This window comes from Pontibacterium sp. (genome assembly GCF_041587635.1).
In the GTDB taxonomy this organism is placed as follows: domain Bacteria; phylum Pseudomonadota; class Gammaproteobacteria; order Pseudomonadales; family Balneatricaceae; genus Pontibacterium.
The window spans coordinates 1-7,318 of the sequence record NZ_JBFGYC010000159.1; the positions used below are offsets into that span (position 1 = coordinate 1).

The 7,318-nt window shown below is 50.2% G+C and carries 8 protein-coding genes and 1 pseudogene; 4 read left to right on the forward strand and 5 right to left on the reverse strand.

Annotation, left to right across the window (positions count from 1 at the left end; genetic code table 11):
* Window positions 1-96 precede the first annotated feature (96 nt).
* On the reverse strand, window positions 97-369 hold the full coding sequence (locus ABYW01_RS09735; RefSeq protein WP_372832381.1) for a hypothetical protein: 273 nt from the start codon (window positions 367-369) through the stop codon (window positions 97-99).
* A gap of 280 nt (window positions 370-649) precedes the next feature.
* Here ABYW01_RS09735 and ABYW01_RS09740 point away from each other — a divergent pair, with 280 nt between their 5' ends.
* Complete coding sequence (locus tag ABYW01_RS09740; protein WP_372832383.1) at window positions 650-1,033, forward strand: DUF3461 family protein; 384 nt, start codon at window positions 650-652, stop codon at window positions 1,031-1,033.
* Between the two features lie 301 nt (window positions 1,034-1,334).
* Window positions 1,335-2,284, forward strand: a pseudogene (locus tag ABYW01_RS09745) (enolase C-terminal domain-like protein).
* Between the two features lie 364 nt (window positions 2,285-2,648).
* Here ABYW01_RS09745 and ABYW01_RS09750 read toward each other — a convergent pair.
* The gene (locus ABYW01_RS09750) at window positions 2,649-3,770 is read right to left on the reverse strand and encodes an agmatine/peptidylarginine deiminase (RefSeq protein WP_372832385.1); all 1,122 of its coding nucleotides are present in this window, start codon (window positions 3,768-3,770) and stop codon (window positions 2,649-2,651) included.
* Window positions 3,771-3,866: 96 nt separating this feature from the next.
* The gene (locus ABYW01_RS09755; protein ID WP_372832386.1) at window positions 3,867-4,208 is read right to left on the reverse strand and encodes a winged helix-turn-helix transcriptional regulator; all 342 of its coding nucleotides are present in this window, start codon (window positions 4,206-4,208) and stop codon (window positions 3,867-3,869) included.
* A gap of 110 nt (window positions 4,209-4,318) precedes the next feature.
* On the opposite strand from ABYW01_RS09755, the gene ABYW01_RS09760 reads away from it, so the two are divergent.
* Window positions 4,319-5,086, forward strand: a complete 768-nt coding sequence (locus ABYW01_RS09760) for an SDR family NAD(P)-dependent oxidoreductase (protein ID WP_372832387.1) — start codon at window positions 4,319-4,321, stop codon at window positions 5,084-5,086.
* 3 nt (window positions 5,087-5,089) lie between these two features.
* Complete coding sequence (locus tag ABYW01_RS09765) at window positions 5,090-5,743, forward strand: cupin domain-containing protein (RefSeq protein WP_372832388.1); 654 nt, start codon at window positions 5,090-5,092, stop codon at window positions 5,741-5,743.
* A gap of 77 nt (window positions 5,744-5,820) precedes the next feature.
* Here ABYW01_RS09765 and ABYW01_RS09770 read toward each other — a convergent pair whose 3' ends face one another.
* Window positions 5,821-6,945, reverse strand: coding sequence for a diguanylate cyclase domain-containing protein (locus ABYW01_RS09770; protein ID WP_372832389.1), 1,125 nt, complete (start codon window positions 6,943-6,945; stop codon window positions 5,821-5,823).
* Window positions 6,946-7,318: hypothetical protein (locus tag ABYW01_RS09775; RefSeq protein WP_372832390.1), on the reverse strand; the 373-nt coding region annotated here is incomplete at its 5' end. It lies immediately after the preceding gene.

The window sequence follows — 7,318 nt, forward strand, 5'->3', positions numbered from 1 at the left end:
GCAGGCAAAAAAAAGAGCCACATGGGGATGTGGCTCTAAAAGCGCGTTACCAGAGCAAAGAAAGAGTAACGACTCTAAGGGAGAGACGAGTCCGTCTCAAACAGTCAGCGGAGCTTCCTTCGCTTCCTGTTTCTGCTGCAAGGCGGCCTCAGCCATCTTGCGTCCAAAAATTTCCATCACATCAGCACCTTCCGGGCTTTCACTCGCTTCATCCATCGCATCTACCATGGCAGAAACGGTTGGCAGCGTTTTCTCAACCAATTCGGTGATGTATAGCTCAGGCGTGGTACCGGTGTATTTGTGGTAACGATCAAACAGTTCCAGAGTTTCAGCTTGTAGTTCGATCGTAACGTGGGTCTTAGTCGCCATTAGTGACTCCTGCGTCTTTTTATAGTCTGTACAGTTTCCGGTTGGGCCCGGCTCCATAACCACAGCCAAACATCCGTTTACTCCCTCAATACGGTGCTGACTTGATCATTTCACTATAAGCAGTGCGTCGTTGCGGGATTAGTGCCAGAAAAATATTAACGCTAGAACCAAAACTGGCCGCATCATCAGCAACCAACTGGCCCTACAGCTTCTAGCACCGTTCACTATGCTAAAAGTCGATCATCACGCGTTATCAATATAAGAAAAAGTAGGAAGAGCAATGTCTGAATTTAACACCCTGAGTGCGATGGGCCTGACAGATACAAACATCATCAGCCACTACAAATTGAGTCGCCAGGATGAGCAGGAGGTGCTGAAAGTTTACTTTAAGCGCCCTGAAGGCTCCGCCCTGCCCGACAGCAGTACTTTTTCTTTTGAACGAAACAAAGTGGTCGCTGCCGACACTCAGGCAGCGTCTCAAAGCCGCGATAACGACGGCAGCGATCCGGTGCTGCTGGCAGCGGTAGACGAACTGAATGCACTGAATAAAAACCAGAGCAATCATGATCGTCGTCTGGCACTGGTCAATGAAATAGATCGTCTTGAGCAGATCATGGCGGCGAAGTTACGTGAACTGCGAGAAGACCTGAATCGTATCGTCTGATTTTAATACGCTCCAACCTCTCTCAAATGGCCCTTTATAGGGCCATTTCTATATCTGCCACCATCGACATGCTCATGGCGGTCCGACCACTTCCCTTAATGTGATTGCCCCCTTTACGCTCAGCTGTTTACCCTGCATCTCAGGTCACATATGAACACGGAGCAGTACAAAAAAAGACTGGTAGCCATCAACCTAAAATCACCGGACTAAATGTTTCTGCTATTCGTTTGCCGATGCTTGAACCCCATCGCACCGCCAGTGGCGTGCTGTCTGCCCCCCTTAGTACTCACAAAGCGCGGGTATCACCGGACGCAGCATCGTATTCACCCATGCACCTATTGCACTCAATCCGCTGACAGATCTAATCAGCAATATGTCTGCACTTATTGAAAACCAGACTCTGGCGCCAACACAGCTGGAAGCGCAACTTAGCGCTCGGTTTCGCTTGCTGGGCACTCAAGGACTGATTGGCATGGCACTGGCCGCAATTGACATGACTCTGTGGGATGCACATACACGCGTCCATCAGACTAACCTGGTTCAGTTGCTCGGAGGAACGAGCAAAGCAGTGTCCGTTTATGGTGGGATTGGCTACGACGGCGAGCACGGCTCCGCAGTAAGCGCAGAAACGTGGGTAAAACGCGGTTTAAAGGGTGTGAAGGCCAAGATTGGTTACCCCGATGTCGGTGAAGACCTCAAGGTCATTCGCGCAATCCGTGATACCGTTGGCCCGGATATCGCGGTGATGGTGGATTACAATCAATCGAGCGGGTAAAACACCTGAATGACGCAGGACTCACCTGGATCGAAGAGCCTACCCTCGCCCATGATTACAGCGGTCACGCTGCAATCCGCGCCCAGTCTGATACACCGATTCAAAGCGGCGAGAACTGGTGGGGTACACAAGATCTGCAGCATGCACTCGACAATAACGCCTCTGATTTCGTGATGCTCGATGTCATGAAAGTCGGGGGTGTTAGCGGATGGCTGCGCGGCGCTGCGATGGCGGCGAGCAAAAACATCCCTGTATCCAGCCATCTATGGCCAGAAATAAGCAGCCAGCTACTCAGCGTCACACCAACCGCCCATTGGGTAGAGTACGGTGATTGGTGGAATTCGGTCCTCGCTGAACCGCTACAGGTTGAAAACGGTTACTGTACACTAAGCGACAGCATCGGTAGGGGTATGGGTATGGGTATGGGTATGGGTATGGACTGGCACGGCGATATCGCCGAGCAATACCGTATCTGATGAGTTGTACGGCAAAAGGAGTTTGAATGCTGAATATCTTAGTTAATGGCGACTCGATGTCATGGGTCATCATCCCTGGCAGCCGTAATCGCCAGCCACGCTCTCTGCGCTAGCTGGGTGCCATGCAGCAGCAATTGGGGCCGGAGATCAGTGCGAATGAAGAGTGCTCCAATGGGCGCACAACACACTAAGCCGATACGACGGTTTCCATCTAGATACACCCGAGCATAGGCTGTTAGGGCAAGAGGTCGCCAAACGAGTAACCTCTCTCATGAACTGAGGGCGGCTCACCCCAGACTGGTACCCAGCCTCATAAGCTCCCTCTTTTGTCAGGGAGCCAAATTCTCACCATCAAGCACGGTGCTTAAACGCGTGGTTCTTGCTGAGTCGCACAGTGAATACTCCCGCCCCCACTGGCAATACCATCTATGGCGAGTTGTTCTATACGATGATTAGGAAACGCCCTTTGCAGCTGACGTTTTGCAGCGTTATCGGCCTGTTTGTCGCCAAACTTCTGCATGATAATTGCACCATTACAGACATAGTATCCAACATAACCTGCCGCAAAATATTCTGTGCCGTATCGCGTATTGATATCCCACGGCGTATCCAGAACGATGATCTCAAAAGAATTTCCCTGAGCATCAGTGGATGCCTCCAGAATCGCTATGTTCTCTCGTGTGATCTTGTAATCATAAGAGTCGCCATCCATCTCTCGACCGACAACAACCACACCAGGCTTAGCAAAGCGTGCGTAGAAATCTGTATGACCATCGGTAATATCCTTACCCTTGATGCCCTTCAGCCAAATAATTTTGTCCAGTCCCAGCAACGCTTTTAACTCACGCTCTGCATCGGCTTTCGACCAACCTGGATTCCGGTTGTCGTTGAGTATGCAGCTTTCCGTCATAATTGCGGTGCCGTGGCCATCAACTTCAAAACAGCCACCTTCGAGAATCAAGCTGGATTCGATGCTGCGAGCGCCGGCTTCCTGTGCGACAAAACCTGCCACTTTGGCATCAAACTCATAGTCCTGCTTTTCTCCCCAACCATTAAAGTTGAAGTCCACCGCCGCCAATCCCCCCTGATCATTCACGACAAAAGCGGGGCCTGTATCCCTGATCCACAAGTCATTCAGGGTGAACTCAATCAATTCAATGGGATGAACGTGATTATCTAAGCCACCCAATAGCTCGACAGCGTTAGCGTAATCCTCACGACTTACAAGCATCGATACCGGCTCATATTGTGCGATGGTTTTAGCAATAGTGGCCAAATTTCGGTGAACTTCGGGTACTTGTCTCTTACCCCAAATATCGTAGCTCGCAATAAAACACATCCACGTCCGTTTATGAGGTGCACTCTCGTCCGGCATATACCAGTCACTTCGCGCACCGCTGCGCAGGGATCCGCCCTGAACATGCCCCATAAAGGATCCCCCCATCAACAGGGATGTGTATTGCAGAAAGCGGCGTCTTGTAATCATCAGTTGTGCTCTTAGAAACGGTTAATATCGGTGAAAGGACATAATAGGGCTGACTCGTTTTTGCCGGCCATTAAGAAAGCTCACAGGAGCACCTCCCTATTTCCCATCGTCAATTTCATCTTGCAACGCTTCCAGCGCATCAATAATGCGCAGGAACTTGCCGCCAAACTCCGTCACTTGGTATTCAACACGCGGCGGTATCTCATTAAACGTCTGGCGCTCAAGAATGCCGAACTGGATGTTTTTTCGCAGACACTCATTCAACACCTTCGTGCTCAACCCTTCCACACTGCGCACCATTTCACCCGGTCGATTAATGCCGTTTGCAAGCAGTTGATACACCATTAACGACCATTTGCAGCCGTAGATAGTTTCCACCATCCGTGCACTACGTTCCGGCGCTGATTTTCTAGAAAAAACTTTTTCCTGACTTTTCATAAAGATGTACCAAAAAGTACCTACCCAACCAATTTGTACTTACTTTTCAAGAAGCTACTGCGTTCTTTAACCTTCAATCACACCATACATCAAACACGGGAGATTACCGAATGAAAGACCTCAACCAAACGACAGCACTGATTGTGGGCGGATCCAGCGGCATGGGACTCGCAACAGCCAGACATCTGAATTCTCGAGGTATCCATACTGTCCTGATTGGCAGCTCCAAAGATAAACTCATCACCGCCAAACACAGTCTCGATCTCCCTGCGCAAGCAGACACGCTACAAGCAGACCTATACCTGCCTGAAGACGTGCAACGCATTATCGACTTTGTAAGCGACCACACCACACACGTAAAGTATCTGGTTAATGCCGCAGGCAAGTTCACGCCAACAGCCTTCCTCGAACATGCCTCCGCCGACTATGACAAATATATGGACCTTAACCGCGCAGCATTTTTTATTTCTCAGGCTGTCGCCCGTAACATGACATCACACGGCGGTGGCGCCATCGTGAATATCGGCTCGATGTGGGCTAAACAAGCGATCAAAGCCACACCTTCATCCGCGTATTCCATGGCAAAAGCCGGACTTCACGCACTGACCCAGCATATGGCGATGGAGCTGGCGGATCACAATATCCGTGTCAATGCCGTGGCTCCCGCCGTGGTTAAAACACCGATTTACGAATCCTTTATCGACCCGAACGAAGTAGATGCAGTATTGTCTACGTTTGATGAGTTCCATCCCATCGGCCGCACAGGCTCACCGGATGATGTGGCGGCTGTTATCGACTTCCTGCTGGATGATAAAAGCAGCTGGGTCACCGGCACTGTATGGGACGTGGATGGTGGCGTAATGGCTGGGAGAAATTAAACAATGTTGAATATGGACTTCTCGCAACGGGTTATTATCGAGACCCGCTCAATGGCGTGGCTGCCCAGCCCCGCCAAAGGTGTCGAGCGCAAACCACTGGCACGTGCCGAAGCAGAATCGGGTCACGCCACCAGCATTGTCCGCTATGAAAAAGGTGCGCGCTTCAGCAGCCACCCGCATCCTTATGGTGAAGAGATTCTGGTTCTCGAAGGCGTGTTTTCCGACGAGCACGGCGATTATCCTGCGGGGACCTATATTCGTAATCCGCATGGCAGCACCCATGCACCATTCAGCGACAATGGCTGTACGCTGTTTGTAAAACTGCATCAGTTTTCCTTAGACGACCAGAAAACCGTACGGATTGATACAACGTCAACAACATGGTTACCGGGACAGGGAAACTTAGAAGTCATGCCTTTGCATAGTTTCGAACATGAACATACCGCACTGGTGAAGTGGCCTGCTGGTGAACGCTTCCTGCCTCACAAGCACTTTGGCGGCGAAGAGATACTGGTATTGTCCGGTACATTCTGTGATGAATATGGGCAATACCCTACAGGAAGCTGGCTTCGTAGCCCCCATATGAGTGAGCATTTCCCCTTTGTGGAAGAGGAAACCATCATTTGGGTAAAGACTGGCCACCTCCCTATTGAGTAGCCAGCCTTATAACCAGGCCCCGTGTGATTGGTCACTAAGGGCCGATTTAAGATCCAGCTTACGTACGCAAAACTTTCTCAGACACTGGATGCTTCAGGTGCAGCCTGAACCGCGCTTAGGCGCTTCGATTGAGTTTTCTCAGCATACATCTGCATATCAGCCGCATGCAGTAACTGCTCAGCATTACGGCCATCCTCGGGGTAGATCGCGACCCCCATGCTGTACTTAATACTGACGGTCGACGATCCACTGGGAATTGAGTCAACTAACCCTTTTCTCAAACGCTCACTTAGCGCTGGAATCTCTCTGGATGACCCAACCGGATATTGAATAGCCGCAAACTCATCCCCGCCCAATCGAGCAGCGACGTCTGACTTGCGCAAGCTGTGTAGCAGACTGCGCCCAAAAACTTTTAGCACCTTGTCACCAAACATGTGGCCGTGCATATCGTTAATAGATTTAAATCCGTCGAGATCGATCAAATACACCGCAAAACGCTGGTCATAACGCTCAGCCCGAGGGATCAGCTGATCCAGCTGATCCATAAAGAAACGCCGGTTCGCCAGATCCGTCATAGCATCGTGATTGGCAATATGGTGGCTAGCCCGAAACTGTCGCACCAGCATTACGACTAGCAATAAGCCGCTGATAACCAATCCAAAGAAAGCAGCACTGGCCGCACTTAACGTATCCGTCAGTGCATCCAGCCCGTACACGGTATCCCGCTCGTGAAAGCTACGAATATTCATCACATGCAATGGCTCACTGAACTCCACCAACGCAGCGTAAACAGCCCCTGTAACTTGTTTATTGCCAACCTCAGGTAACGCCTGCACCCGCTCATCAAGTTCCTTCAGGGTATTCAACAAACGCTGAACAAGTTCATTGGCTCCCAACGACTGCCGAGCAAAATGTGATTCGTATCCTAGTAATACAACCTCGGTGCGGTTCCAAAGGATATCAAACCCCTCAAGCACCTCATCCTTGCTCACTTCATCGACAGAATAAAGCTCGAGGCGATGAATCAGCTCACGATGTTCTGTTTCCAGTTGACTGATGGTCCAGACTGCCAAGGGATACTCATCGGATAAGGTGACCGAGGCGATATTGATTTTGAATAGGCTGAATGCAGAACTCAGGGCAAACACCATGACCAAAATACTGATCAGCACGTAGTCCTTACGGACCTTAATACGCTTCAATTATTGGCTCTCTAATATCTCAAGCTGCCAAACCATTTGGCCATGGACTTCCATCGTGTCTAACTCAGGAGATTGGTCTAAGGGAAACAAAATCCAGATTGGGCCCTTGTTGCGAATACGCATCGGCTTACCATCCATGCGTGTCGCAAGAAGCACCGGATACTTTTCAACTAATGTCAGGTCTACATCTACAATGTAGTTATTCAACGCACGCGCAGTTAATGCCTTCGGTTTTACATGACCGGACCTGAATATAAGATCCTTCAGTAAAGGTCCGCTGAATGTATGTCGATCAGTCCACGGAGTTTTCGTTTCGAAGGTATGCTGAGGAAACTCATCAAGCTGCTTGAGGCTGTACTGTTCAGATGTCTCA